The sequence below is a fragment of the Neobacillus sp. PVCKKU3 genome (assembly GCF_058323225.1).
Genome location: NZ_JBLVQN010000001.1, coordinates 103,113 through 127,872, shown reverse-complemented (window position 1 = coordinate 127,872; position 24,760 = coordinate 103,113). Strand labels below are relative to the sequence as shown.

Here is a 24,760-nt window from a genome sequence, read left to right as displayed (position 1 = left end):
CTCCCTGTTAGCTCGGGTGCTTTATTTATTCTTTAATAAACTTGAACCATGTCGTAATAATTTCAGCATAAGGTAGGAAAAATGTCAATTTTACATTTAATTTGTCGACGGAAATTTGACACTAAAAAAAATAAAGGAACCAGCTTTGTCAGCTGATTCCTCCTGATTGTTATTCTTCTTCTTCTTCATCTTGGATGAAGGTATTGTATACTTCTTCGATGATGTCCCATTCTTCATCGGTTGTGACAGGTGATAATTCTCCAATTTCGCCTTCCTCAGTAGGGATGTAGGAATAAGCGTGGACAACGACTTCCTCATCATCCTCTGCCTCACCAACCGGATAACATAAAACGTATGACTTTTCGAATTCATCAGATTCAAAGGTAAACAGAATTTCAAATAACTCCTCGTCACCGTTTTCATTGATCAGGGTAATATATTGTTCATCATCATAATGGTGTTCGTGCGCCATTTTTTCACCTCATTATTTTTTACTATCCAAATAGCCTTGAAGAATCATGGCGGCCGCCATTTTATCTATGACTTTCTTCCGCTTTTTCCTGCTGACATCTGCTTCAAGCAGGATTCGTTCTGCTGCCATAGTGGTCAGCCGCTCGTCCCATAAAACGGTTTGAACGGCAAACCGGCGTTCCAGTTCTTCCGCATAATACTGACTTGCCTCTCCGCGCGGTCCGATTGTACCGTTCATATTCTTTGGAAAGCCTACAACTACAGTATTAATTTGATTTTCGTTGATTAATTGGCCAATTTCCTCAAAACCGAACTGTTTTTTTTCTTCATCAATTTTGAGTGTTTTCAGGCCTTGCGCTGTCCACCCAAGTTCATCACTTAAGGCGATTCCAACTGTCTTTGAACCTACATCTAAACCCATTAAACGCATTGATTAACCCTCTCGCTGCTGTTTTAAATATGATTTTACCAGTTCTTCAATGATTTCATCCCGTTCCAGCTTACGGATGATATTGCGGGCATCGCGATGACGCGGAATGTAGGCTGGGTCTCCAGATAATAGGTAACCGACAATTTGATTAATAGGGTTATACCCTTTTTCCTTTAATGCCTCATACACTTGAAAAAGAACATCATTGACATCATGTTCAAATGGCTCTTCAGGAAAATTAAATCTCATTGTTTTATCAAATGAGCTCATGAACGTGCACCTCGAATTGGAATTGTTACCTACATTTTACACTACTTTGTCCTTATTACAAAACAGATTTTACCCATTCTTCGACAAAGGATAGCGCTGAATCCAGTTTTTCAGGGTCCTTGCCGCCTGCCTGAGCCATATCCGGGCGGCCGCCGCCGCCGCCGCCGCACTTGGCAGACACTTCTTTAATTAACTTGCCGGCATGGTAACCTTGTTCAATTAAATCCTTTGTAACGGCTGCAATTAAATTCACCTTGCCATCTTGGGCGCTTCCCAATACAATCACTGCAGAACCGAGCTTTTGTTTCAGATCGTCAGCCATGTTTCGCAAGTTGTTCATATCCTGCGCTTGAACTTTTGCGGCTAAGACAGTAACTCCATTGATTTCTTTTGCTTTGTTGACCAGATTTCCTGCCTCGATATTGCCAAGCTTAGCAGAGAGCGATTCATTTTCTCTTTGAAGGTGTTTGATTTCAGCCAGTAAACCATCAATTCGATGCCCCACTTCTTTTGGAATAACCTTCAATTTCTCCGCAGCATCCTTTAACATGCCAACCTGCTCATTTAAAGCTTTGTATGCTGATTCGCCGGTAACAGCCTCAATGCGCCTTGTTCCGGCACCAATTCCACCCTCAGAGACGATTTTAAACACGCCGATAACAGAGGTATTTGGAACGTGGCAGCCACCGCACAGCTCCAGACTGTAGTCGCCAACCTTGACGACGCGAACAATGTCGCCGTATTTTTCACCGAACAGGGCCATTGCTCCCATTGCTTTTGCTTCAGCAATTGGCTTCTGGCTAATATCCACTTCGATGCTGCTCCAGATTTTTTCGTTGACAATCTTTTCGATTTGCTCCAGTTCTTCTGGTTTAATTTGACCAAAATGCGAGAAGTCAAAGCGTAGACGGTCCGGTTCTACAAGTGACCCTGCCTGATTCACATGCTCCCCTAATACATCCTTTAACGCACGATGCAATAAGTGGGTAGCTGTATGGTTCTTAATGATTTTCACACGGTTTTCCGGATCCACTTGGGAAGTTAACTGCTGGTTTGTCTTTATTGTTCCGCTTTGCACTGTAACTTTATGAAGGTTCTGGCCGTTTGGCGCTTTTTGAACGTCTTTAACTGAAACCATTGTCCCATCGCCTTGAATGACACCGCGGTCAGCAATCTGTCCACCACTTTCCGCATAGAACGGAGTAACATCAAGAATAAGCTGAACTTCTTCACCGCTTGAAGCCTCATCCACCAGTTCGCCATTTTTAATAATCGCTAAAACTGTGGAGTTTGTGGTCAGTTCATTATACCCAACAAATTTACTTTCAACGGTAATATCTCTTAATACGCCGCCTTGAACCTGCATCGAATTTTCCTCGTGACGGGCCGCACGGGCACGTTCCCGCTGGACTTCCATTTCTGCCTCAAAGCCATCGTGGTCAACCTTCATGCCTTCTTCTTCGGCATATTCTTCAGTCAATTCAACTGGGAAACCATACGTATCATAAAGACGGAAAACATCTTCACCAGAGATGATATCGCTGCCTTTTTCCTTTTCCTTCTTAATAACGCTTGCTAAAATCGCTAAGCCTTCATGAAGGGTTTCATGGAAGCGTTCTTCTTCCGTTTTGATGACTTTCTGAATGAATTCAGCCTTATCCTTTACTTCCGGATAGAAATCATGCATGATTTCACCCACAACCGAAACAAGCTCATACATAAATGGACGATTGATGTTGATTTGCTTAGCGTACCGGACAGCACGGCGGAGCAAGCGTCTTAGCACATAGCCTCGGCCTTCATTTGATGGCAGCGCTCCGTCACCAATCGCAAAGGCTACGGTTCGGATATGGTCAGCAATCACTTTGAAAGCTTCATCCTGCCCCTTCTCGACACCATATTTTACGCCGGAGATTTCTTCAGTCGCCCGAATAATCGGCATAAACAGGTCTGTGTCAAAGTTGGTCGGAACATTTTGCACGACTGATGCCATCCGCTCTAGTCCCATACCGGTATCAATGTTTTTCTTTGGCAGCGGTGTATATGTACCGTCAGGATTATGGTTAAATTGAGAGAACACAAGGTTCCAAACCTCTAAGTAGCGTTCGTTTTCCCCGCCAGGATACAATTCTGGATCGTTAATGTCATTGCCATACTCAGGTCCGCGGTCATAGAAAATTTCCGTATTTGGACCACTTGGGCCTTCCCCGATATCCCAGAAGTTCCCTTCAAGACGGATAATCCGCTCCTCCGGAATGCCGATCGTGTTATGCCAAATTTCATAGGCTTCATGATCTTCAGGATGAATCGTCACAGAAAGAAGTTCTTTTTCAAAACCAATCCATTTTTCGTCCGTTAAAAACTCCCAAGCCCACTCAATGGCTTCCTTCTTGAAATACTCACCGATAGAGAAGTTCCCAAGCATTTCAAAGAAAGTATGGTGACGGGCGGTTTTGCCGACGTTTTCAATATCATTAGTCCGAATCGACTTTTGAGCATTTGTGATTCTTGGATTTTCAGGCACGACACGGCCATCAAAATATTTTTTTAAGGTTGCGACACCGCTGTTAATCCACAACAATGACGGATCATCATGGGGAACTAGAGATGCGCTTGGCTCAACATGGTGACCTTTTTCCTCATTAAAAAACTGTAAAAACATCGAGCGAATTTGCGATCCAGTTAAATTTTTCATATTTTATACCTCCTTTATTTAAAAAAGCACACAAAAAAGCCCTCATCCCAAAACAGGGACGAGAGCATATCTCGCGGTACCACCCTGATTATGGATACAAAAACTGCACCCATCTCTCAAAAACCTTTAACGCAGGTCTTACGGCAGTGGTTAGCTGCACTCCGGATTAGCGTTCTGTTATCCTTCATCCAGAACCCCTTTCAGCCAAGGGGGCCCCTCTCTTCAGCGCATGATGCGTTACAGATGGTCTATAACATACTTGTTCCTTCTTCATTTTAACCAATATTATCTATGACGAATTATAGCTAGTACTGACTTAGTTTGTCAAATACCTATGGCGATGTTTCATTACTTCGGGCAGCGATAAAGTGATTTTTTGCATGAATGATGCCAACCTTCAGAATCGCAACCACCGGAACCGCTAAAATCAACCCTAAGATCCCGCCAATCTCGCCGCCTGCTGTCAGTGCCGCCATGATGACTAAGGGATGCATATGAAGGCTTTTACCCACAATATAGGGCGATAGGATATTACCTTCGAGAAACTGCAATCCAAATACAATAATCAGCGTGATAATAACCAATTTCACCGAGATCGTTGCTGCCACAATTACCGCTGGAACAGCACCGATAATGGGGCCAAAATAGGGGATGACATTTGTCGCTCCTACAATCATTCCTAACAATAAGGGATACTTTAAATCAAACAACCAGAAAAGAAGAGACGAGACTGTTCCGATAATGACACAAACAAGCAGCTGGCCCCTAATGTATCTGCCAAGTGAATCGTCGACATCCTTTAGAAACAGGGTTCCTCTTTTCCGCCATTTTTTAGGTGTCATATACCAAACACTTCGTTTAATTAGGGCAAAATCCTTCAGCATATAGAAGGTGATAAAAGGGATAATCAGCAAAAGTGCTGCTGAATTTAACAATTGACCTAAATAGCCAACAATAATAGATAAAAGAGAATCAAGTCTTTTCTCAAAGGCATCAATGCCGTCATTGATTCTCGTTTGCAGTCCGTCAGGCCATTCTCTTGTATGGGATTGGAGTGTACGAATCCAATCTCGATACTGCTCAGCGAAAACAGGTGCACTTTCCGAAAGGTCTTTTATTTGATCTATGACTGCTGGAATCCCCTTATAAAGGGTAAACCCAAGTCCACCAAAAAATATGACATAAATGAGCAGAATGGCAATGCCACGATGAAGTCCTTTTTCATGCAGTTTTTCAACTATCGGATGCAGCAAATAGGTGATAAATCCAGAAATGACAAACGGAAGTGCAATAATGATGGCCACGTTTACAACCGGCAACCAGACAAAACGTATTTTTAGAAATACGTAAATGACAATTAATAAAAGGAGAGAAAAACCGATTCGGTAATACCATTTCATACGAATATCCAATGCCCGCGCCCTCCTTTAGTGGTTATTTTTGGAGACTCGGTAAATAAATATTCATAAAAAATCCCCCTCTGCATGTGAGGGGGACCTAACCATTTAAAATATCGCTCGTTTTACTTTTCTCTGCATTCTTTTCATTTGCCGGCCTGACATCAATTTATTTCTTTGCGCCAAATTATAAGCAGCCATCCCGGCACCAAAAGCAACCATGGTCGTCATCATTTTGTTCATACGTTTCACCTCTTATTTGGATTTAGAGTGTGTAACGACGTAATTCTTCTTCAAACAAATCGTCCAATGAACTTAAGGTTCCGTCTTCCTCGACTTGATGGGTATTGATAATTCCTTTAGCAACTGACAATTCAATAAAACAGTTCCAGCAATAGTATTGATTGATACCGATTTTTCCGATATCTTTGCTCGCACAATTGGGACACTTAAGCATGGAAAAGACACCTCACGTTTGATTAACGTCAACGATAATGGCATCTTTTCCAACCGTTAAGGGTTTCTCGGACTGAATTACCTGTTTCCCATCAGTGATATCTGAAAAGAAGCCATCCGTGATTTCGTACCCTACGATTGTTCCCACTTCTTCCTGAAAGTATACATCTTTTAACAATCCGAGCGACTGGCCGCTATTGGAAAGCATCATCATCCCCTCAAGTGAATGCTGATGGTTCAATGTAAACTCAGGGGTTTCTTTCAGCTTTTCTAAGCTGCCAGCATCCTCAATCATGACCCCATCCCAGCCAAAGGAAGAAACCTTCTGAATGTCCAAGAAACAGGATTGTTTGAAGAAAACGCCTTTTTTAATCAATAGGCCTTTAACGGTTCCGTTTTTTGAAATGCAAAGATCGCAAACCTCGCCGATTTTCGTTCCTCTTTTCGTTTCAAAAACCGGCTGCCCCTTCAATAAGGAAAATGTTCGCAAAGAGTATCCCACCTCCTTCGAACAATCTTAGTTTCCGTTATTTTTCGTCAAATCATAAGGTGAAACGTTTTCCATAAAGAGCTGTTTGGAATAAGAAAGGTTGTTTAACAAACAATGTAGAAAAGAGGTTAAGCAGAGGTCGAAACAATGAAAAAAAATCTAATCTTTTTTAGTGTCATTTTTATCATGATGATTACTATTTTCCCTTCCCGTGCGCTTGGGGCGGCTACACATGGACAATATATTTTGATGACTAGAGAGGAATTTAAGGATTGGTTATTTCAAAATAAATTTACCAGAAATATAAACCTCATCCAGCAGCATCATACCTGGCTTCCGTCCTACAAGCAGTTTTATGGGAATAATCATTTTAAAATGCTCGAGAGCATGGAAAATTTCCATGTGAAGCAAAGAGGCTGGAAGAATATCGCGCAAAACTTAACAACGTTTCCCGATGGAAAGATTGCAGTGTCCAGGCCGTTTGACATTGCTCCGGAAGGCTCGATTGGCCCGATCGCTAACACAACCGGAATCATGATTGAAAATGTCGGTAACTTCGATATCGGCCATGATGTAATGACAGCTGAGCAAAAAGAAACGATTGTTTACATCACGGCTGCACTTTCCTTAAGATTCGGATTGACTCCCTCCATCGACAGTATTACCTATCATCATTGGTGGAATGTAAAAACGGGTGAGCGAGTTCTAGACAGAGGTCCGGAATACAATGTAAAAACCTGCCCGGGAACAGGTTTTTTCGGGGGGAACTCGACTACCGACGCCATCAATAATTTTTACCCGCTTGTGTCTCGAAAAATACAGGAACTATCAAGTAAATGAATGAAAAAAGGACCCATCCTCCGGGGTCCTTTTTCATTTAGCTGCCAGTTTTCTCCATGAAATCATATGGCGTTATATTTTCCATCCCAATCATTGGATTGACGGCCATTAATTCTTCCTCAAGAGACAATTTGCTCTGTTCTTGGTCCTTTTGAGGCTCGGCTGTTTTATCAGCAATGGCAATGGTTTCCTGAAGTTTTTCACAAAGTGTGGTCAGTCTTGACATTTCATCCGCTCGCGCAACCCCCATTTGCAGTGCATCGACCTCTCCGCATAATATCAAGGATTGTTTACTTCTTGTTATCGCCGTATAAATTAAATTCCTTTGCAGCATTCTGTAATAGCTTCTAGTTACAGGAAGAATGACAATCGGAAATTCACTTCCCTGTGATTTATGGACCGAGCAGCAATAGGCATGGGTAATTTGCGTCAAATCCTGCTTTGTATACTCCACTTCATTACCTTCAAAGGAAATATAAATCATATCCTGTTTTTCGGTATTTTCCTTTGCATAGATGATGGAGATGATTTCCCCGATATCGCCATTAAACACATTATTCTCAGGCTGGTTGACTAGCTGAAGAACTTTGTCGCCAATCCGGTACTTAACATCGCCAAATTGGATTTCCTTTCTTTTGCCATCCGGGTTTGGGTTAAAGATTTCCTGCAGGAGCAAATTTAATCGGTCAATCCCGGCTGGACCCCGGTACATTGGGGCTAGGACCTGAATATCCTTTGCCGTATAACCCTTATTTTTAGCATTTAATGCGACCTTTTCGATTACTTCTGCAATTTGTGCGGTAGTACATCTTATAAAGGAACGGTCGGCTTGTTTTTGGGTTATGTCAGCCGGCAAATGTCCCTTTTTGATTTCATGCGCCAGTTCAATAATAGAGGAGCCTTCCGCCTGGCGGTAGATATCCGTTAACCGTACTGTCGGGATTCTCTCCGATCTTAGTAAATCCTTTAAAACCTGACCTGGGCCGACAGACGGCAGCTGGTCTTCGTCACCAACCATGATGACTTGAATGTTTTCCGGCAACGCTTTGAAGAGCTGATTCGCGAGCCAAATATCGAGCATTGAAGTTTCATCGACAATGAGAATTTTTCCTTCAAGCGGGCTCCCGTCATCACGATCAAAGCCTTCCGTCCCGTTGAAGCCGAGCAGACGATGTATGGTGACAGCAGGCAATCCAGTCGATTCACTCATCCGTTTCGCTGCTCTCCCGGTAGGTGCCGCAAGCAGAAACGGAAATGGTTCGTCCTTTTTTTGATAATCCTTTATTTCCAAGGAGCAGCCGTGGAGCTCTCCATAAAGCTCGACAATCCCCTTGATCACGGTCGTTTTCCCTGTTCCGGGCCCGCCTGTTAAGATTAGCATTGGTGACATTAACGCTGTTTGGATGGCTTCCCTTTGCGTTGGCGCATACTGGACCCCAAGCCGTTCTTCTAAATCACCTAATGCCAGCAAGAATTCCGATTCCGGGAATTGATCCTGATATTCTGTTTGCTGCAGGATTCGTTTAATGCTGGTAACGAGTCCTTTTTCCGCAAAGTATAAGGAAGGCAAGTAAACTCGTTTCTCTTCGCCAATAATTTTACCTTCTTTTTCAAGCCCGATAATTTCGTTTGAGATAGCCAGAAAATCAATGACGTCACGCTGGTTCTCTTCTAGAAGAGCTTTTACTTGTTCAAGCAGTGCTTCGGCTTGCATGTAGACATGCCCTGTCTGCATACATTCATTTTCTAATGTATAGAGGCAGCCTGCCTTAATTCGGTCAGGATGGCTGCCTGATATGCCAAGCTGGTAACCTAGCTCATCAGCCCGGCCAAAACCAATTCCCTCGACATCCTCAACCAGCTGGTAAGGGTTTTTTTGAATAATCTCGAGTGTATTTTCTTTATAAGTTTGATAAATCCGCATCGACAGCTGCGGGCCGAAACCATACTGGTTTAACGCGACCATCACCTGCTCGAGGCCTTGATGCTCCATTAACGTGTCATAAAGCTGCTTTGCTTTATCCGGAGGGAGCTTTGGTACGGTATCAAGGAGGGAAGGCTGATTGAGAATTTTCGAAATCGCATCCTCACCCAGGGTTTCGACGATATTTTCCGCCGTTTTTTTACCGATTCCTTTGAACATTTCGCCGGATAAGTAAGTAATAACCCCTTGCTTCGATTGGGGCATATCCTTGCGAAAATGGTTGACATGAAATTGTGTACCAAAGCGTGGATGCTCTTTAAATTCCCCGTAAAAAATATACGTTTCCTGCTCATGTACTCTAGGAAAATAGCCAGTGACGACGGCTTCTTTGTCATCATACTGATGATTGGTCTCATCTACCCGGATTCGAATCACGGTATAAAGGTTTTGCTCATTGTGAAAGATGGTCACTATCGGACGGCCTTTAATAAATTTGCCCTGCTCACTGAACAAATCAAGCGATTCCTGCTTTTTCACCATATCTGCTCCCTCCTTCCTCGTAAAAAATTAATGGATTACTGATTCATTTCTAATATTTTTTTCGCATTTCCGGCCAATAGATGGTCCGGCTGGATTTCTAACGCTTTGTCGAACATCTCCAGCGCTTGCTGGCCTTGCTCTTGGAATGCGTAGGAAACGCCCAGGTTATAGTAAGCATCTGAATGGTTTGGATCGAGTTCAACGCATTTCTTAAATTGGCTGATGGCTTCGCTAATCAGTTCCAGGTTTGCCAAGCATAATCCGTATTGGAAGTGTGCCTCGGCATCATTTTCATTAAATTCGACACTTCTTTGGAAGTAGGGCAGGGCAAATTTGCTCTGGTCAAGATTGACTAATGAAAGCCCAAGCATAAAATAGTTGTCGCTAGTTTCCAGTCCTTTTCTCATCGCCATTTCAAACATGTTCTTGGCTTCTTGGAAACGGTCATTGCTGAAATATAGATTACCTGCGCTGTAATAGGCTGCACCAGCATTTTCGTCAAGTTCAATCGCCTTTTGGAAAAATTTTAGCGCTTTTTCAGCCTCACCGACAACGCTGAGGACGTTGCCAAAATTAATATAGCCGACTGGGTCAGCAGGATTTTCCTGGATAGCCTCATTGAAAACCTTCACAGCCATTTCCCAGTTGCCTTCTTGCATATATTGAACACCTAATTGGTTTTTGTCCATGTTTTTCAACTCCGTTCTACATGGAAGTATACCATATTTTGATTAAAAGTTGAGGTTGTAAAAGGGGTGCAGGCAGGTGATTTGAGATATCCGCCCAATTTGGCAAGGTATCCGCCAATTTGAAGAGATTATCCGCCAAAACTGGCCGGTTATCCGCCACCACTGTAGGATTATCCGCCGAATTCCAGCAGTTATTCGCCAAACCTATTTTCTTGCACCAAAAAACCCCGACTCCAAAACTGGAATCAGGGTCCTTAAACTTAGCCAACATATGTCAAACGTTCACCATTTTTATAAACTTCATCAATCGTTCCACCGCCAAGACACTCGTCACCGTCATAAAAAACAGCGGCTTGTCCAGGTGTGACAGCACGAATCGGTTCTGCAAAAATAACTTCAACCTTACCACCATCTAATCGACGAACTTTAACCTTGTGGTCTTCCTGGCGGTAACGGAATTTCGCAGTACAACTAAATTCCACAGGCTTTTCTCGGTCAGAAACCCAGCTAACATCCGTCGCAATAATCGAATCGGAATAGAGCTTTTCATTATGGAAACCTTGGCCAACATATAAAACATTTCGTTTTAAGTCCTTGCCAATGGCAAACCAAGGTTCACCCGATCCACCAATGCCGAGCCCATGACGCTGACCAATGGTATGATACATCAGACCTTCATGTTTGCCTTTGACTTCGCCGTCAAACGTTTCCATGTTGCCGGGCTGAGCAGGCAGGTATTGACCTAAAAACTCCTTAAAATTCCGTTCTCCAATAAAACAAATTCCGGTCGAGTCCTTTTTCGCCGCCGTAGCAAGACCTGCTTCCTTCGCAATTTCCCGCACCTTCGCTTTTTCAAGATTTCCGATTGGAAACATGACTTTGCTGATTTGCTCTTGCGACAATTGATTTAGAAAATAGGTTTGATCCTTATTTTCATCAAGGCCTCGCAGCATTTTATATTCACCGTCGCGATATTCAACGCGGGCATAGTGACCTGTCGCGAGATAGTCGGCACCTAAATTCATCGCATGCTCCAAAAAGGCTTTAAACTTAATTTCCTTATTGCACATGACATCTGGATTAGGTGTCCGGCCGGCCCGATATTCAGCAAGGAAATAGGTGAATACCTTGTCCCAATATTGCTTTTCAAAATTAACCGCATAATAAGGAATGCCAATTTGGTTACAGACACGAATCACATCATTATAATCCTCCGTTGCTGTACAAACACCGTTTTCGTCGGTGTCATCCCAGTTTTTCATAAAAATGCCGATTACATCGTAGCCCTGCTGCTTTAACAACAGTGCCGCAACTGATGAATCAACACCTCCGGACATCCCGACAACAACTCGGATATCTTTTGGGTCTTTTCTTTCCATCTAAAAATTCACCTCTCTTTACACACAAAATAATCTTGCTTTTATTTTCTAAGCCGCGAAACAACCTTCGCTGTTTCCTCCGCCGCTTGTAGGATTTCTTCGGTTGTCGTGGTAAAGCCAAAACTAAAACGGATTGCATTCGACAATCGCTCTGAGCCTTTTCCGAACATCGCCACAAGGACATGCGATGGTTCAATTGATCCGGCCGTACAGGCAGAACCGCTCGAAACCGCAATCCCCGCCAAGTCAAGATTAACCAGCATGGCTTCCACGTTAGTTCCGGGAAAGCTTAAGTTTAATACATGCGGCAAGGAATTTTCAAGCAATCCGTTTACAGTGAACTCAATCCCTGATTCTTGAAGTTTGTTCATCAAAAGCTGCTTATACTCAGCAAACTGTTCTCTCTTTGCAGAACGTTCTTCCATCGCAATCAGAACCGCTTCATGGAACCCGGCAATAGATGCGACATTTTCTGTTCCAGCGCGCCGTTTTCTCTCCTGCTCGCCGCCAAATAAACGTGGTGAAATTTTAACATTTGACTTTACATAAAGAAAACCGATCCCTTTTGGTCCATTTATTTTATGAGCAGAAACCGATAGCAAATCAATATAACTTTCATCGACATTTATTTTTTCCAGCCCATAGGCCTGGACAGCATCTGTATGAAATTTTGCCTGATGATCCTTCACAAGCCGGCCAATTTCTGCAATCGGCTGGATGGTGCCAACCTCGTTGTTTCCATACATGACGGAAACTAATATGGTATCGTCCCTTAACGCCTCCTGAAGGTCAGTAACGGAAATCCTGCCTGTTTCATCAACTGGCAAATAGGTGACCTCAAAGCCCATTTTTTCAAGCTTCTGGCAAGCATGAAGAACAGCATGATGTTCTACCTGGGTAGTGATAATATGCTTTCCTAAATGCTGATAGCTTTCCGCAACGCCAAATAAGGCCATATTATCCGCTTCGGTACCGCCGCTTGTAAAAATAATCTCGTTTTCCTTTGCCCCAATGCTCCCCGCGAGTGTTGCCCGCGCCACATCAATATAATGTCGCGCTTCCCTGCCAAAAGCATGGATGCTTGATGGATTTCCAAAAACGGATTTCATCGTCTCATGCATTTTTTCAATCACTTTTGGATGCATCGGAGAGGTTGCGGCATGGTCGAGATAAATTCGTTCCATTATGACACCTCAAATCAACATAATTCTCTATTATTAGCTTCGTCATTAAATATAAAACATATAACCTTCCATTTCGCCATCTTCACTGTGGCTTGCTAAGTCCTCTAGAGTCGTGTTGTCTAATACACCCTTAATTGCATCGCGAATGCGAATCCACAACTCCCGTTTAGCCGGTTCTTCATCTTCAATTCCTTCAACCGGTGTAATCGGGCCCTCAAGCACACGAATGACATCGCCAGCGGTAATTTTGGCAGGTACATCAGTTAATATATAACCCCCGTATGCGCCTCTGATACTTTTCACTAATCCAGCATTTCGTAACGGTGCAATCAATTGCTCCAAATAATGCTCAGATAGGTCATTCGCTTGGGCTATTGTTTTTAAAGAAGTCGGCCCTTCTCCGTAATTTTTTGCTAATTCAATCATAATTGTCAGGCCGTAGCGGCCCTTTGTAGATATTTTCATAAAAATAACACCTCTATTTTTTTTCAAAATCTATATTCAAAAAAATCCGTAGTATTTTGGTAGGCATTAGAATTATAACATATTCTTCTTTAATATGCTTTTCCATGAGGAAATGGTATTGTTAAGATATAGCAAAATATTTATTGGAGAGATTACTATGCAGCAAAAACCGTTGGCATTTCGAATGCGGCCGCGAACAATTGAAGAAGTTGCCGGCCAGCAGCATCTTGTCGGTGAGGGCAAGATCATTGCTAGAATGGTAAAAGCCAAGCAGCTGACTTCAATGATTCTGTATGGTCCTCCCGGGATAGGAAAAACCTCGATAGCGAGCGCCATTGCCGGCAGTACCAAATATGCCTTTCGAACGTTAAACGCCGTTACAAATAATAAAAAAGATATGGAAATTGTCGCTGCCGAGGCGAAAATGTCCGGAAAAGTAATCCTGCTGTTGGACGAGGTCCACCGGTTAGATAAAGCCAAACAGGATTTCCTATTGCCCTATTTGGAAAACGGAATGATTGTATTGATCGGGGCAACAACCAGCAACCCTTATCATGCCATTAATCCAGCCATTCGCAGCCGCTGTCAAATTTTTGAACTTAAACCATTAACACCTAATGAAGTTACGCAAACCTTAGTTCGGGCATTAGAAGATGAGGAACGGGGTTACGGCAGATTAAAAGTTGATATAACCGAGGAGGCGCTTCAGCATTTTGCCCAAGGCTCAGGAGGAGATGTCCGCAGCTCTTTAAATGCCTTGGAATTAGCCATTCTTTCGTCAGATCCAGATGAAAATGACGTTATCCATGTCGATGTTCAAACAGCTGAAGAATGCCTGCAGAAGAAAAGCATTGCCGCGGATAAAGACGGGGACGCTCATTACGATGTATTGTCAGGCTTCCAAAAGTCAATCCGCGGAAGTGACGTAAACGCCGCCCTTCATTATCTTGGCAGATTAATTGAAGCCGGGGACTTAGTAAGCATTAGCCGCCGGTTAATTGTAATTGCCTATGAGGATATCGGACTTGCCAACCCGCAGGCGGGAGCACGGACATTGGCGGCCATTGAAACGGCAGAAAGGCTGGGCTTTCCCGAAGCACGTATTCCACTTGCCAATGCGGTAATTGAATTATGCCTGTCGCCCAAATCCAATTCTGCTATTTTGGCGATTGATGCGGCCCTATCCGATATTCAAAGAGGAATAACCGGCGATGTCCCGGACCATTTAAAAGACGCCCATTACAAAGGGGCGAAAGAGCTTGGCAGAGGCATTGGCTACAAGTATCCGCATGACTATGAGAACGGGTGGGTACCGCAGCAATATCTGCCGGACCGGATCAAGAACAAACAATACTATCAGCCGAAAAAGACAGGGAAATTCGAACAGGCACTCGCATCTGTCTATGAAAAGCTTACACGAAAAAATTAAACATGTATAAAAAAATGACGTGTACCAATTCACACGTCATTTTTTTTTATAAATTAGATCAGCTGTTTTTAACTGAAAACTCTTCGCCAATCTGCTGTAATCTCAATTCAACGTCTTCTTCCGTTAACTCATGTTCCTTCACATACAAGTTCCTTGGGTGCACTCGGCATTCATGTGTGCAGCCCCTAAGGTATTTGTGCTCACTTTCCTCTGAGCAAATAATTTGTTTATTGCATTCCGGGTTTGCACAATTTACATATCGTTCACAAGGTTCACCCGTGAAATAATCTTTTCCGACGATAACATGTTCAACCTGATTAACCGGCACACTGATCCTTCCGTCAAATACATAGCATTGTCCGTCCCACAGCTGTCCTTGCACTTCAGGGTCCTTCCCGTAGGTCACGATACCGCCATGCAGTTGTCCAACATCTTGAAAGCCTTCTTTTACAAGCCAGCCTGAAAACTTCTCGCAGCGAATTCCGCCAGTACAATAGGTCAAGATTTTTTTTCCTTCAAACTGCTGTTTATTTTCCCGAATCCAGTCCGGAAGCTCGCGAAAGGCTGTTATGTCTGGCCGAACAGCTCCTCTAAAGTGACCTAAATCAAATTCATAGTCATTTCGGGCATCAATGACAACGGTCTTTGGATCCTGCATTGCCTCATAGAATTCTTTCGGACTCAAATGTTTACCGGTCGTTTCATTAGGATTGATATCGTCTTCTAAGCGAAGGGTGACAAGCTCCGACCGATGGCGGACATGCATCTTTTTAAAGGCATGTTCATCCTCTTCATCAATTTTAAAAACCATATCAGCAAAACGTTCGTCTTGATGCATGATTTCCATATACTTTTCAGTCTGCTCGACCGTTCCCGATACCGTACCATTAATCCCTTCGGCAGCCACTAAAATTCGTCCTTTAAGTCCTAGTTCCTTACAGAACTGCAAATGCAGAGCGGCAAATTCCTCCGGATTCTCGATTGGTACATACATATAATATAGTAATACTCTATATGGTTTATTTTCTGTCATTTGTTACTGCCCCTATCTTTGTTAGTAAATTCTCCCTTGCCTGATCCATTTGGTGGCAACCCATTTTTCACCTTCGGATACCGGCACACTGGTGTGCAAGGACAGTCGATCGACTTGTCCCTTACTATTCCCATAATGAAAGTAAACAGCTGTTCCTTTCTTCGGAACAATCGATACTCCTAACTTAGGGAATACGGTTTCTCCTCCTGAATCGACATCATTTAAATAGATTAAAAAGGTGCCGATCCGCTGTCCCCCTTTATCTTCTTTAACCTGGTTTGCCGGAAAATAATCGAAGTGGGGTTTATATTCCTCACCTATTTTATAGTTCAATACCTGCAGCCCTTCACCATTTTCAATCGGATAGCCAGTTAATTCAGCAATTCTTTTCTCAATTGTGGAGACGTGTCCATTTTCATTGATTGTAAAATACATTCCTTTGCTCGTTCTGCCAGAAGCTGCACGGTTCTCCCCAGTGTTTTTATCAATTATATGAGAAGGCTGTAATCTGTCGCTTGAAAGGCTGATTAGTTTGTCACATTCTTCGTCGCTTAACACATTATCTAAATGCAGAATAAATGGATGCTCCACTCTAGAAAGCACCTTAATTTCCCGGTCCCCTGCATATAGTTTATTGCCCTTTTGGCCAATTTCAGGAATTTCATAATAATAAGGGCTTTGCTTATCAGCTGTTACAATCGATTGGTTTCCACTAATACGCAATAAAATCCTTAATGCAAATGTTTCATCGAATCCCTTACTAATCATCGCATCGACGATTTTCTCCGGGCTTGCACCGCTATTTAATGTCTGTATGATCCAATCTTTAAATTCGCTGGAGATATGCTTGATTTTTTCCACTCTATATTTCTCCTTTTAGAACGAGTACCAAACAATTATCTCTTAACGACAAGAAAATTACCAGCGATGGATATCCTTGTTCCCGCCCGAATTATCCTATTAGGTTATAAAAATAGCCCGTAAAACCAAAAGGGCTTGCCCCATGGACTGAGTCAGGGTTTAACATACTCATATCTCAATTCATCTTCTTTTGCATCATAATCAACATGTAAATCATGCCCGTCGAAATACCAGACATCACCGTCTTCAACAAAGAAAAGGATCCCATCCAGATCAGTACTGGCTGCTATTTTTAAGGGCTCCTCTTGAGTAAACGCCAAAGAGTACCCCTTCTGAATAGGACTATTTCCATAAACTTGCGTATAAAATCGCAGTTTATCTCCCTTCTTAAGGCCAATATCTTCTTTGAACCATTTTAATGCCTGATTGCTGATTTTAATTTCCATAAAAAAGTCCTCCAGATAATTTTGTCTACTAAATAGTTTGCCCACTTCATTTCACTATAATTGGAAAAAAGGAGGCTGTCTCAACAGCTAAGATGAGACAGCCCTATTTCACCTGATTATGCAGCAACATCCCGTTTTTTGAACACAAAGAATGCCAAGAATTGAAAAATTACAAAGTAAATAACTAGAATAAAGATTGAAAAATTCATCGTCATCCCCTCGACCATCGGGGTTCCTTCAAAGTACTGCATTAAATTCGTATTGGCAAATAGAATATATTTCGCCCAAGAAAACTTAAGAGACAGCAGCGCGGTAAATTGTGCTCCAGTAAATAATAAGAAAATAGATAATCCGATGGCAAGTGAACTGTTTCGGAAAACAGAAGAAATCATGAACGCCATCGTCGCAAGCATAATCATATCAATGGAGCTTAAACCATAATAGATTAATAAATGGACCACGATATTTTGCTCGGTAACCGTTCCGTTATGGTAGTTTAAATACTGAGCGGCCTGCTCGGGCATTCCGAATAACAGCGCGCCAAGGGCCGTCGAAAACACAAATAAAATTGCCAGCATGGTCAGCGCAAACAATAAAACAGTCAGATATTTTGATATTAATATTTTGCTTCGATTGATTGGCCGAATTAACAGCAGTTTAATGGTACCCCAATTAAATTCACTCGCAACAATTCCGGCGGAAATGATAATCGTAAACAAGCCAGCTAGTGTGATGAGTTCGGATGCTTCTTTAACAAACGACCAAACATTAAATTTCTCTTTTGCCGGAAGATTATGTTTAATTCGATAGTCATTGATGGCGATTTCCTCTTTGAAAAAATCCTTTTCTATTTTGGTCCGGCTCTGTTCCATCTGCTTCTTTAAAGCATCGTTTTCTTCCATTAATGTTTGCTGCCAATTTTTATCCGGACCAGCATTAGAGCCAGTTTCTTGGTATTTAAAAAAGGCGCCGACAATACAGGTTATAACAATCAGCAGCGCAATCATGACATAGGTGCCGGGACGCCGAAAAATTTTCATCCATTCATTTTTTATTAAATTAAACATGGGCTTCCGCCTCCTTTTCTTTAGTTACTTCAAGGAAGCGGTCCTCTAAAGTTTTCGCTGTTTCCTTTATGCCAAAAATTTTGATTTCTTCTTGGACGAGGATTTTAACCAGATGGGGGATATCCTCTTTTGAAAGACTGACAGATATTCCGTTTCGTGACAGATTTGCCTCTGCATCCGGGAAGGAAGCGTTTACGATTGATAGTGCAGTTTCGCTCGGAATTACTTCCAATTCATGGACCGTTTCATTGCCTTGAATGAATTCCTTCACTTGCTGAACATCAATCAATTGCCCATTTTGAATAATGCCGATTCGGTCACACATCATTTCCATTTCGGACAAGAGGTGGCTAGAAACGATGACTGCCATATTTTTTTCACGTGCCAGACGGCGGACATAGTCTCGGATTTCCCGAATTCCTGCAGGATCAAGACCGTTTGTCGGTTCATCAAGAATCAATACCTCGGGGTCATGTAATAGACATTGTGCAAGCCCTAATCTCTGCCGCATCCCAAGAGAATAGGTCTTCACCTTGTCGTGGATTCGGTCCGACAGTCCTACCAGTTCGACCACTTCAGCAATTTTTTCCTTCGTTATTCCCTTGGCCATTCTCGCATAATGTATCAGGTTTTGATAACCTGTTAAAAACTTGTACATTTCCGGATTTTCAACAATGGCCCCAACATGGCGGACGGCGTCTTCAAATTGTGTTTTAATGCTGGAACCGCCAATAATGATGTCCCCAGAAGTAATTCCCATTAAGCCGACAATCATCCGAATAGTCGTCGTTTTCCCAGCACCATTCGGCCCCAAAAAACCAAAAACCTCGCCTTTATATACCTGAAAGCTGATATCGTCAATAATCGTTCTGCCTTTAATCACTTTCGTTACATTTTTTAATTCTACGATTGATTCCAAAGATTTTCTCCCCTCTCTTCGAGTGCCCCTACATTTTAACCCATCAGTTAAAATTTTCCTACTAATTCACTAATGATCTTAACTTAATTTTAGGAGGGAATTAAGCGGCTGAAGATGGAAAGAAACTAGGGCTGGAGACTGAGAATGATTAAAAGATCGAAAAAAACGGAAGGACAACAATAGCTAGACAAAGGAAAAAAACGGCTATCGCCCCCAATCTTTGTTTATCCTTCCACAAGGTGATGCCAAAGCCAAGGGAATAAAGGATAATAACAAACAACACAACGATTGATAGGATTCTCATGTTATTTCTCCACCTTTAAGTTTTTCTTTTGCCTTTTACCGAAATCTATTATTTCAACTTCGGGATTTACGGATATTTCTGCTTTTAAATACGATTTCGGCCAATTGAATTTTTCAAATTCAGGGTTGGTTCCAAAATATCTCCGAGCGTAAAAGGACAACGGATATGGGGCACCTTTTAATTCTTTTTGTGTTTTTTTCAAAAACTTCTCAAGTTCCGTTTTAAAATGGCTGGTGATTTGCTTTTTTAAGACTTCTTGATTTTTCCTTTTCGTAAAGTCAATCCTCGAAGGATTTGACATGATTTCAAATTTTACGGGTATGGTAATAAAAATCTTTGGACGAGACCCCTTTAGGTCCATTTTGATTTTATTGTTTTCTTTTTTTATCACTCTTACGGCAAATGATTTTCGTTTGCCTGGAAAGGGATTAGGAATATCAAGAAAAAAATCACTCATGTTTGTAGTATCATCAAGAATATTGACCATACTTGTTTCCTGGCCGGTTAACTTTCCAATCATTACACCTTTTCTAAACACTGCCGACCCGATAAATTGAGTATCATCGAACTCCCCGGATGCATTCAGCTGCCCGGCAAAATATTCATCTTCCCCTTTAAATTTAGGATGCTTTTCCCTAACAGTGGATGTGTTCATCGCTAAAAAAAGGTCTGCTCCTCTATCTGTTGTCTTAAAAAAGCGGAAAAGAGTAGAATCAGGGATCAGACCATTTTCAATACCATGATCAATCATGTATTGAAAGTACTTATGCGGCCTGGTCTCCATTTTTGGTTTGTTTTTTAAAAAGTACTCAGCAGCCTTTTCTTTTGAAACTGCCAAATAGCCATTCATGCGTATTTCTTTATCAAAAACTATATCATTCAGGATGTTATAAAATCGGGGATCCTTCGCAAATTCCTCGGAAACAACAATTATTTTTAATAATTCATAACTAATAACCCTTGATATAACCGAATTTGCCGTCACTTTAGCGGCAATGATATCGTTGGCATCAAATGAAACAATCTCTCTGGGTTTTTCCGTTGAACCGCCGCCGCCTTGCTGACTCCCTACTTCCGGGTTAGCAAGCAGCATGGTTACTTTAATTTTTCCTTTGTGTTTAGAACGGTCAAGCCCGAGTCCAATCACATAGGATTTATCCTCCATTTCCTCACGATCCCAGCAGCCTGTTAAGGAAAAAACAATCACGACTATCAACAAAAATTTACATACTGTTTTTGTTTTTTGCATGTTTAAATTCTCCTTTTAACCAGGCAGACAGCCATAATATCAGGGCAATGGCAGAAAACACGGGACCGGCTATCGCCCCAATCAACGGTTTTAGTTCCAGCGCCACCTCAATTGGATTGTTTGGCATATTACCAATCAATAAATAAAGGGTTGCAAGCAGTGGAATCAAGTATTCAAAGTCCTTGATTTTGAAAATATGACCGAACATCAGGGCAATTATATACAAAAAAGCAGCGAAGCGGATAAAGACTCCCATAATCCAGATGACAAAAAAGAAGATCTCGATATTGGGAATATAACTTCCCAGTGAAATATAGCGAATCGTCGTATGAAATGGATAACCCATTCCCCCTAAAGATTCATCCATTAAACAAATGAAAAATAGTGTTGAAATACTTGTTTGAATACTGACACTAAAATAAGCAATCCAAGTGGCTTTTTGAAATTCCTTATTTGACCTCAAGTAGGGAACCAGCATGGTAAGCATAAAAAATTCAGCAAACATCGATATTCTTTGCGAGCTTTGCTTTAAAATAGCAAGTTTTCCCGACCCCCAAATTGGCAGCATGGCCTGAATATTACTATCTTGAGTACTTAATAATAACGCAACAAGTAAAGAGAGAATGACATAAAAAATAATTAAATAAGAAACCGACCCGATATGCTGAATTCCTTTCTTCGCTCCATAAGCACAAATCGTTATTAAAATGGCATAAAGGACCAACACGGGTGTCGTATTAAAATAATATGCCCGTATGATATTGGTATAATCTCGAGAATCAAACGAGATGGCAAATGAACTGAGGACAAAAACAACAAGGCAAACAAAAAAACCGAAGTAGCGGCCAAGTAATTTTTGAATCACAGAAAACAAGTTTTCCCCCTGAAATAATGACATTGTTTTAATCAACAAAAAGAGTGGGATGAAGAAGAATACTGCCGATAAAAGTGGTATCATCCACGCTGCATTTTGGACCATATTATATAAACCGGCTGGTGTTTCTTCAGTCGCTTTTAAACCGACCATCAAAATCGCGATTGATACATACTCTCGAATACCAAGTTTTCCCGGCTGCTGTTTCATGCTAATCTTAATCCCTTCTTTGTTTAACCATATCTTTCGGCTTTAGATAACCCGGGCGTAACCTTTGCTTCATGGGTACTGGACGTATGATTAAGTCCCTTCCCGAAGAGAAATGCGGGGTCATCGGTGCAAAGTAAGGAACACCGAATGACTTTAATGAGACCAAATAAAAGAGGCCTAATACCATTAATGCCCCCATTCCATAAATCCCCATAAAACCTGCAGCAAAAATAAACAAAAAGCGGCTTAAACGAATCGCAAAATTCATACTGGTATCGCTGATAATAAAGGAACTTAACCCGCTTAAGGCGATGACGATGATGACAATTGGACTAATGATGTTGGCTTGAACGGCTGCCTGGCCCAAAATCAAAGCACCGACAATCCCAATCGTTGGCCCAATCGGAGAGGGCACGCGCAGCCCCGCTTCCCGAATCAGTTCAAAGGCCAGTTCCATCATCAGAATTTCAATGATGGAAGGGAAAGGGACTCGTTCTCTTGTACCCGCCATGGCCATCAATAAATCGGGCGGAATCATCCCGACATGATAGTTTGTTATCGCAATATAAAAGGACGAGGAAAAAATTGAGATAAATAATGCCATAAATCGCAAAAGCCGAATGAAATTACCATACGGTGTCCGCAGGTAATGGTCTTCCGGTGAATGGAACAGGGCCCAAAAAGTTGCCGGGACAACAAGGCAGTTAGGCGAGTTGGACATTAACAAAACAATGTGTCCCTCTTCTATAAAAGATACTGCCCGGTCTGGGCGTTCCGTGTTTAAAATGGTCGGAAACAATGATCTTGGCCGTTCCTCAAGGTACTGCTCCAATATGCTTAAATCGATAATACTGTCAGTATTCAAAGATTCAAGCTTATCCTTTATCGTCTTCAGCAATTCATCATTCACTAGGTCTTGTTCATAAACGATCAGAACATCATTCCTGGAACGTTTAGAAACAACGTGAGCCTCAATAATCAGGTTTTCATTTTTAATCTTTTTCCGGATTAACGAAATATTATCAATCAGCTTTTCGTTAAAGGCTTCCTTCGCCCCTCTGACAATCACTTCGTTATCCGATTTTTCAATGCTGCGTCCCTGGACTTTCGATGTTCCAAATAAATAACATTGAGGATCACCATCGATTAATAGCGCGGTAAAGCCACTGGTGATGGTCTCCGTAATTTCTCCTATTTGGGTGCTTGTCCGCTCAATTGGAAAGGTAACAATCTCTTGAATCTCTCTTATTGGCTGATCGCTTTCAATAAGAGGCCCGAAAATATTTTTCCGAATTTGTTCTAAGTCGACCATGGTACTGATGTACAGCACAAATGCACGGCGATTTAGGGCACGGATGGTAAAGTCATGTATCTTGACATCAAAATTTTTTGGGATTGAAAAAATGGACTTAAAAGTTTCTAAATTTTGTTCATAATGACTGCTTATATCCTGTTCTTTTAAATGAATTCTTTGTTGGTTTGATTGTTCGTAAAATTGAGATTCCGTTTTAAACAAATTGCGAAGCGGCTTTAAAAAGCTTTTTTTCATCATAAACCACCCCACCCAATTTTTTTATAGCTTTCCAATTTTAGGGGTATTTATGATTTTTCAGCAAAAAAAAGCCCTAAGCATTTTTTGCTTAGAGCCTGGTAAACTATTTCTCATCTGCTACGCGCATGATTTTGATATCTTTTAGTAATTGGCTAACCACATAGCTTGCCATGATTAACCCACATGCAGATGGCACGAATGCATTAGAAGATGGCGGCATTTTCGCCTTCCTAATCTCGGCTTTTTCGTTTCCAACAACTTTTCTAACATCTTCACGAATAACAATCGGGCTTTCATCGGAGAAGACAACCGGAATGCCTTTGTGAATTCGTTCTTTACGCAATTTTGTTCTAATTACCTTAGCAATTGGGTCTGTATGCGTCTTTGAAATATCCGCAATTTTGAAGCGGGTGGGATCCATTTTGTTAGCGGCACCCATACTTGATATAATTGGGATATTTCGCTTTAAACATTCCTTCATCAGATGGATTTTATACATGATTGTATCTGAAGCATCAACAACAAAATCTAACTTGTGGCTGAAGATTTCTTCATACGTTTCCTCTGTATAAAACATCTTTAGGGAAATAACTTCACAATCGGGATTAATATCCTTAATCCGCTCCTCCATAATTTCAACCTTTGGTCTGCCTACAGTGGATAGCAAAGCAATTAATTGGCGGTTAACGTTAGTAATGTCAACATCGTCTTTATCTATCAACACTAGACGGCCGACTCCAGAACGGGCAAGCGCCTCCGCGGCAAAAGAACCGACGCCGCCAATCCCTAACACGGCAACCGTGCTGTTTTTCATTATATCAAGGCCTTCTTTACCAATTGCAAGCTCATTACGAGAAAATTGATGCAGCATAGTGTTCACTCCAGAAATTAAATTCGATTTATTTTATTATGTTTTCACCTTAAAAAATATATCATACTTTCCTGAAAACAGAAGCACCTAGAATGATTTTTTTATCTTTTGGATAATATCTTGATAATCCTCATAGGTGTCGGCATCTAAAATGGTCCCTTCATCGTCTATGGGAATTTGGAAATGTTGATCGGCAAACTTAAATATCGCTTTTGCCCCCTGATCTCCGCTTATTTCACCAACATATGGAAACAGCTGTGAAGATATATAAACTGGATGTCCTGGAACACTGTTGTAGGTTGGCTGAACAATGTACTTTGATTGATTTACGTTCGTTTTCAGGATTGTCTGGATTATTAGTTGTATTGTTGACTTCTTAAGTAAAGGCTGATCGCCCAAAAAGACCAATAGACCGCAGGTTTCAACATTGCATTGCTGAACAGCAGTTTTTATTGAACTGCTTAAACCTTGATTAAAATGGATGTTGCTTACCCATTTAAAGCGCTGATCAGGAATATGTATGGCATCTTTAATTTTATTTTCATTATGGCCGATTATTGCCATCACATTTTCAAATGGGAAGGATAAAACATTTCTTAGCACCAACTCAAGCATAGGAATCCCTTGGATAGGCAGCAAAGGTTTAAAATCCCCCATCCTTGAGGAGTTGCCTGCCGCTAACACAACAGCTGTAATGGGAATCAAATGGACCATA

At 41.7% G+C, this 24,760-nt stretch carries 26 protein-coding genes; 2 read left to right on the top strand and 24 right to left on the bottom strand.

The window, feature by feature from the left end:
• Nucleotides 1–169: 169 nt before the first annotated feature.
• The 8 genes from ACNQGS_RS00630 to ACNQGS_RS00595 all read right to left on the bottom strand — a co-directional run bounded on the left by ACNQGS_RS00630 (nucleotide 170) and on the right by ACNQGS_RS00595 (nucleotide 6,209).
• Nucleotides 170–472: a DUF1292 domain-containing protein gene (locus tag ACNQGS_RS00630; protein WP_213120080.1), complete on the bottom strand. Its 303-nt coding sequence runs from the start codon at nucleotides 470–472 to the stop codon at nucleotides 170–172.
• Between the two features lie 12 nt (nucleotides 473–484).
• Nucleotides 485–901 (bottom strand): Holliday junction resolvase RuvX, encoded by a 417-nt coding sequence (gene ruvX, locus ACNQGS_RS00625; RefSeq protein ID WP_423799162.1) that lies wholly within the window; start codon nucleotides 899–901, stop codon nucleotides 485–487.
• A gap of 3 nt (nucleotides 902–904) precedes the next feature.
• Nucleotides 905–1,171, bottom strand: coding sequence for an IreB family regulatory phosphoprotein (locus ACNQGS_RS00620; protein ID WP_066311816.1), 267 nt, complete (start codon nucleotides 1,169–1,171; stop codon nucleotides 905–907).
• A 55-nt stretch (nucleotides 1,172–1,226) separates the two neighbouring features.
• Complete coding sequence (gene alaS / locus ACNQGS_RS00615) at nucleotides 1,227–3,866, bottom strand: alanine--tRNA ligase (RefSeq protein WP_491485663.1); 2,640 nt, start codon at nucleotides 3,864–3,866, stop codon at nucleotides 1,227–1,229.
• 332 nt (nucleotides 3,867–4,198) lie between these two features.
• On the bottom strand, nucleotides 4,199–5,278 hold the full coding sequence (locus ACNQGS_RS00610; RefSeq protein WP_491485662.1) for an AI-2E family transporter: 1,080 nt from the start codon (nucleotides 5,276–5,278) through the stop codon (nucleotides 4,199–4,201).
• A 93-nt stretch (nucleotides 5,279–5,371) separates the two neighbouring features.
• Complete coding sequence (locus ACNQGS_RS00605; protein ID WP_491485661.1) at nucleotides 5,372–5,506, bottom strand: YrzQ family protein; 135 nt, start codon at nucleotides 5,504–5,506, stop codon at nucleotides 5,372–5,374.
• Between the two features lie 22 nt (nucleotides 5,507–5,528).
• Nucleotides 5,529–5,720 (bottom strand): YrzR-like zinc ribbon domain, encoded by a 192-nt coding sequence (locus ACNQGS_RS00600; protein WP_213144764.1) that lies wholly within the window; start codon nucleotides 5,718–5,720, stop codon nucleotides 5,529–5,531.
• Nucleotides 5,721–5,732: 12 nt separating this feature from the next.
• Entirely contained in the window at nucleotides 5,733–6,209 is a 477-nt protein-coding gene (locus ACNQGS_RS00595) for a PRC-barrel domain-containing protein (protein ID WP_213144763.1), read from the bottom strand.
• 147 nt (nucleotides 6,210–6,356) lie between these two features.
• Between ACNQGS_RS00595 and ACNQGS_RS00590 the strand changes: the two genes are divergently transcribed.
• Nucleotides 6,357–7,049, top strand: coding sequence for an N-acetylmuramoyl-L-alanine amidase (locus ACNQGS_RS00590; RefSeq protein ID WP_491485660.1), 693 nt, complete (start codon nucleotides 6,357–6,359; stop codon nucleotides 7,047–7,049).
• A 37-nt stretch (nucleotides 7,050–7,086) separates the two neighbouring features.
• On the opposite strand, the gene recD2 is transcribed toward ACNQGS_RS00590, so the two are convergent.
• From recD2 to cymR, 5 genes are all read right to left on the bottom strand, one after another.
• Nucleotides 7,087–9,513 carry an SF1B family DNA helicase RecD2 gene (gene recD2, locus ACNQGS_RS00585; RefSeq protein ID WP_491485659.1) on the bottom strand — a complete coding sequence of 809 codons (2,427 nt, stop codon included), beginning with the start codon at nucleotides 9,511–9,513 and terminating at the stop codon, nucleotides 7,087–7,089.
• A gap of 35 nt (nucleotides 9,514–9,548) precedes the next feature.
• Nucleotides 9,549–10,202 carry a tetratricopeptide repeat protein gene (locus ACNQGS_RS00580; protein WP_491485658.1) on the bottom strand — a complete coding sequence of 218 codons (654 nt, stop codon included), beginning with the start codon at nucleotides 10,200–10,202 and terminating at the stop codon, nucleotides 9,549–9,551.
• 260 nt (nucleotides 10,203–10,462) lie between these two features.
• Nucleotides 10,463–11,581 carry a tRNA 2-thiouridine(34) synthase MnmA gene (gene mnmA, locus ACNQGS_RS00575; RefSeq protein WP_491485657.1) on the bottom strand — a complete coding sequence of 373 codons (1,119 nt, stop codon included), beginning with the start codon at nucleotides 11,579–11,581 and terminating at the stop codon, nucleotides 10,463–10,465.
• 41 nt (nucleotides 11,582–11,622) lie between these two features.
• The gene (locus ACNQGS_RS00570) at nucleotides 11,623–12,765 is read right to left on the bottom strand and encodes a cysteine desulfurase family protein (RefSeq protein WP_491485656.1); all 1,143 of its coding nucleotides are present in this window, start codon (nucleotides 12,763–12,765) and stop codon (nucleotides 11,623–11,625) included.
• 45 nt (nucleotides 12,766–12,810) lie between these two features.
• Nucleotides 12,811–13,230, bottom strand: coding sequence for a cysteine metabolism transcriptional regulator CymR (cymR, locus tag ACNQGS_RS00565; RefSeq protein WP_213144757.1), 420 nt, complete (start codon nucleotides 13,228–13,230; stop codon nucleotides 12,811–12,813).
• A gap of 157 nt (nucleotides 13,231–13,387) precedes the next feature.
• On the opposite strand from cymR, the gene ACNQGS_RS00560 reads away from it, so the two are divergent.
• On the top strand, nucleotides 13,388–14,659 hold the full coding sequence (locus ACNQGS_RS00560) for a replication-associated recombination protein A (protein WP_491485655.1): 1,272 nt from the start codon (nucleotides 13,388–13,390) through the stop codon (nucleotides 14,657–14,659).
• A 58-nt stretch (nucleotides 14,660–14,717) separates the two neighbouring features.
• Here ACNQGS_RS00560 and trhO read toward each other — a convergent pair whose 3' ends face one another.
• The 11 genes from trhO to ACNQGS_RS00505 form a co-directional block, all read right to left on the bottom strand.
• On the bottom strand, nucleotides 14,718–15,692 hold the full coding sequence (trhO, locus tag ACNQGS_RS00555; protein WP_423799171.1) for an oxygen-dependent tRNA uridine(34) hydroxylase TrhO: 975 nt from the start codon (nucleotides 15,690–15,692) through the stop codon (nucleotides 14,718–14,720).
• A gap of 21 nt (nucleotides 15,693–15,713) precedes the next feature.
• On the bottom strand, nucleotides 15,714–16,553 hold the full coding sequence (locus ACNQGS_RS00550; RefSeq protein WP_491485654.1) for a 2OG-Fe(II) oxygenase: 840 nt from the start codon (nucleotides 16,551–16,553) through the stop codon (nucleotides 15,714–15,716).
• Nucleotides 16,554–16,705: 152 nt separating this feature from the next.
• Nucleotides 16,706–16,999, bottom strand: a complete 294-nt coding sequence (locus tag ACNQGS_RS00545) for a HesB/YadR/YfhF family protein (RefSeq protein ID WP_378584136.1) — start codon at nucleotides 16,997–16,999, stop codon at nucleotides 16,706–16,708.
• A gap of 116 nt (nucleotides 17,000–17,115) precedes the next feature.
• On the bottom strand, nucleotides 17,116–18,066 hold the full coding sequence (locus ACNQGS_RS00540) for an ABC transporter permease (RefSeq protein WP_491485653.1): 951 nt from the start codon (nucleotides 18,064–18,066) through the stop codon (nucleotides 17,116–17,118).
• Nucleotides 18,059–18,985 carry an ABC transporter ATP-binding protein gene (locus tag ACNQGS_RS00535; protein WP_491485652.1) on the bottom strand — a complete coding sequence of 309 codons (927 nt, stop codon included), beginning with the start codon at nucleotides 18,983–18,985 and terminating at the stop codon, nucleotides 18,059–18,061. Before ACNQGS_RS00535 ends, ACNQGS_RS00540 begins: the two co-directional genes overlap by 8 nt.
• A gap of 148 nt (nucleotides 18,986–19,133) precedes the next feature.
• Nucleotides 19,134–19,289 (bottom strand): hypothetical protein, encoded by a 156-nt coding sequence (locus ACNQGS_RS00530; RefSeq protein WP_491485651.1) that lies wholly within the window; start codon nucleotides 19,287–19,289, stop codon nucleotides 19,134–19,136.
• Nucleotide 19,290: 1 nt separating this feature from the next.
• Nucleotides 19,291–20,538 carry a Ger(x)C family spore germination protein gene (locus ACNQGS_RS00525; RefSeq protein ID WP_491485650.1) on the bottom strand — a complete coding sequence of 416 codons (1,248 nt, stop codon included), beginning with the start codon at nucleotides 20,536–20,538 and terminating at the stop codon, nucleotides 19,291–19,293.
• On the bottom strand, nucleotides 20,513–21,622 hold the full coding sequence (locus tag ACNQGS_RS00520) for a GerAB/ArcD/ProY family transporter (protein WP_491485649.1): 1,110 nt from the start codon (nucleotides 21,620–21,622) through the stop codon (nucleotides 20,513–20,515). Before ACNQGS_RS00520 ends, ACNQGS_RS00525 begins: the two co-directional genes overlap by 26 nt.
• A 7-nt stretch (nucleotides 21,623–21,629) precedes the next feature.
• Entirely contained in the window at nucleotides 21,630–23,171 is a 1,542-nt protein-coding gene (locus tag ACNQGS_RS00515; protein WP_491485648.1) for a spore germination protein, read from the bottom strand.
• 106 nt (nucleotides 23,172–23,277) lie between these two features.
• Nucleotides 23,278–24,045: a tRNA threonylcarbamoyladenosine dehydratase gene (locus ACNQGS_RS00510; protein WP_217033761.1), complete on the bottom strand. Its 768-nt coding sequence runs from the start codon at nucleotides 24,043–24,045 to the stop codon at nucleotides 23,278–23,280.
• An 87-nt stretch (nucleotides 24,046–24,132) separates the two neighbouring features.
• Nucleotides 24,133–24,759, bottom strand: a complete 627-nt coding sequence (locus ACNQGS_RS00505; RefSeq protein ID WP_491485647.1) for a nucleotidyltransferase family protein — start codon at nucleotides 24,757–24,759, stop codon at nucleotides 24,133–24,135.
• Nucleotide 24,760 lies beyond the last annotated feature (1 nt).

Coding starts and splice junctions, on each gene's coding strand:
- ACNQGS_RS00630 (WP_213120080.1), bottom strand. CDS start 472: ATGGCGCACGAACACCATTATGATGATGAACAATATATTACCCTGATC.
- ruvX (WP_423799162.1), bottom strand. CDS start 901: ATGCGTTTAATGGGTTTAGATGTAGGTTCAAAGACAGTTGGAATCGCC.
- ACNQGS_RS00620 (WP_066311816.1), bottom strand. CDS start 1,171: ATGAGCTCATTTGATAAAACAATGAGATTTAATTTTCCTGAAGAGCCA.
- alaS (WP_491485663.1), bottom strand. CDS start 3,866: ATGAAAAATTTAACTGGATCGCAAATTCGCTCGATGTTTTTACAGTTT.
- ACNQGS_RS00605 (WP_491485661.1), bottom strand. CDS start 5,506: ATGAACAAAATGATGACGACCATGGTTGCTTTTGGTGCCGGGATGGCT.
- ACNQGS_RS00600 (WP_213144764.1), bottom strand. CDS start 5,720: ATGCTTAAGTGTCCCAATTGTGCGAGCAAAGATATCGGAAAAATCGGT.
- ACNQGS_RS00590 (WP_491485660.1), top strand. CDS start 6,357: ATGAAAAAAAATCTAATCTTTTTTAGTGTCATTTTTATCATGATGATT.
- recD2 (WP_491485659.1), bottom strand. CDS start 9,513: ATGGTGAAAAAGCAGGAATCGCTTGATTTGTTCAGTGAGCAGGGCAAA.
- ACNQGS_RS00580 (WP_491485658.1), bottom strand. CDS start 10,202: ATGGACAAAAACCAATTAGGTGTTCAATATATGCAAGAAGGCAACTGG.
- mnmA (WP_491485657.1), bottom strand. CDS start 11,581: ATGGAAAGAAAAGACCCAAAAGATATCCGAGTTGTTGTCGGGATGTCC.
- ACNQGS_RS00570 (WP_491485656.1), bottom strand. CDS start 12,765: ATGGAACGAATTTATCTCGACCATGCCGCAACCTCTCCGATGCATCCA.
- cymR (WP_213144757.1), bottom strand. CDS start 13,230: ATGAAAATATCTACAAAGGGCCGCTACGGCCTGACAATTATGATTGAA.
- ACNQGS_RS00560 (WP_491485655.1), top strand. CDS start 13,388: ATGCAGCAAAAACCGTTGGCATTTCGAATGCGGCCGCGAACAATTGAA.
- trhO (WP_423799171.1), bottom strand. CDS start 15,692: ATGACAGAAAATAAACCATATAGAGTATTACTATATTATATGTATGTA.
- ACNQGS_RS00545 (WP_378584136.1), bottom strand. CDS start 16,999: ATGGAAATTAAAATCAGCAATCAGGCATTAAAATGGTTCAAAGAAGAT.
- ACNQGS_RS00540 (WP_491485653.1), bottom strand. CDS start 18,066: ATGTTTAATTTAATAAAAAATGAATGGATGAAAATTTTTCGGCGTCCC.
- ACNQGS_RS00530 (WP_491485651.1), bottom strand. CDS start 19,289: ATGAGAATCCTATCAATCGTTGTGTTGTTTGTTATTATCCTTTATTCC.
- ACNQGS_RS00525 (WP_491485650.1), bottom strand. CDS start 20,538: ATGCAAAAAACAAAAACAGTATGTAAATTTTTGTTGATAGTCGTGATT.
- ACNQGS_RS00520 (WP_491485649.1), bottom strand. CDS start 21,622: ATGAAACAGCAGCCGGGAAAACTTGGTATTCGAGAGTATGTATCAATC.
- ACNQGS_RS00515 (WP_491485648.1), bottom strand. CDS start 23,171: ATGAAAAAAAGCTTTTTAAAGCCGCTTCGCAATTTGTTTAAAACGGAA.
- ACNQGS_RS00510 (WP_217033761.1), bottom strand. CDS start 24,045: ATGCTGCATCAATTTTCTCGTAATGAGCTTGCAATTGGTAAAGAAGGC.
- ACNQGS_RS00505 (WP_491485647.1), bottom strand. CDS start 24,759: ATGGTCCATTTGATTCCCATTACAGCTGTTGTGTTAGCGGCAGGCAAC.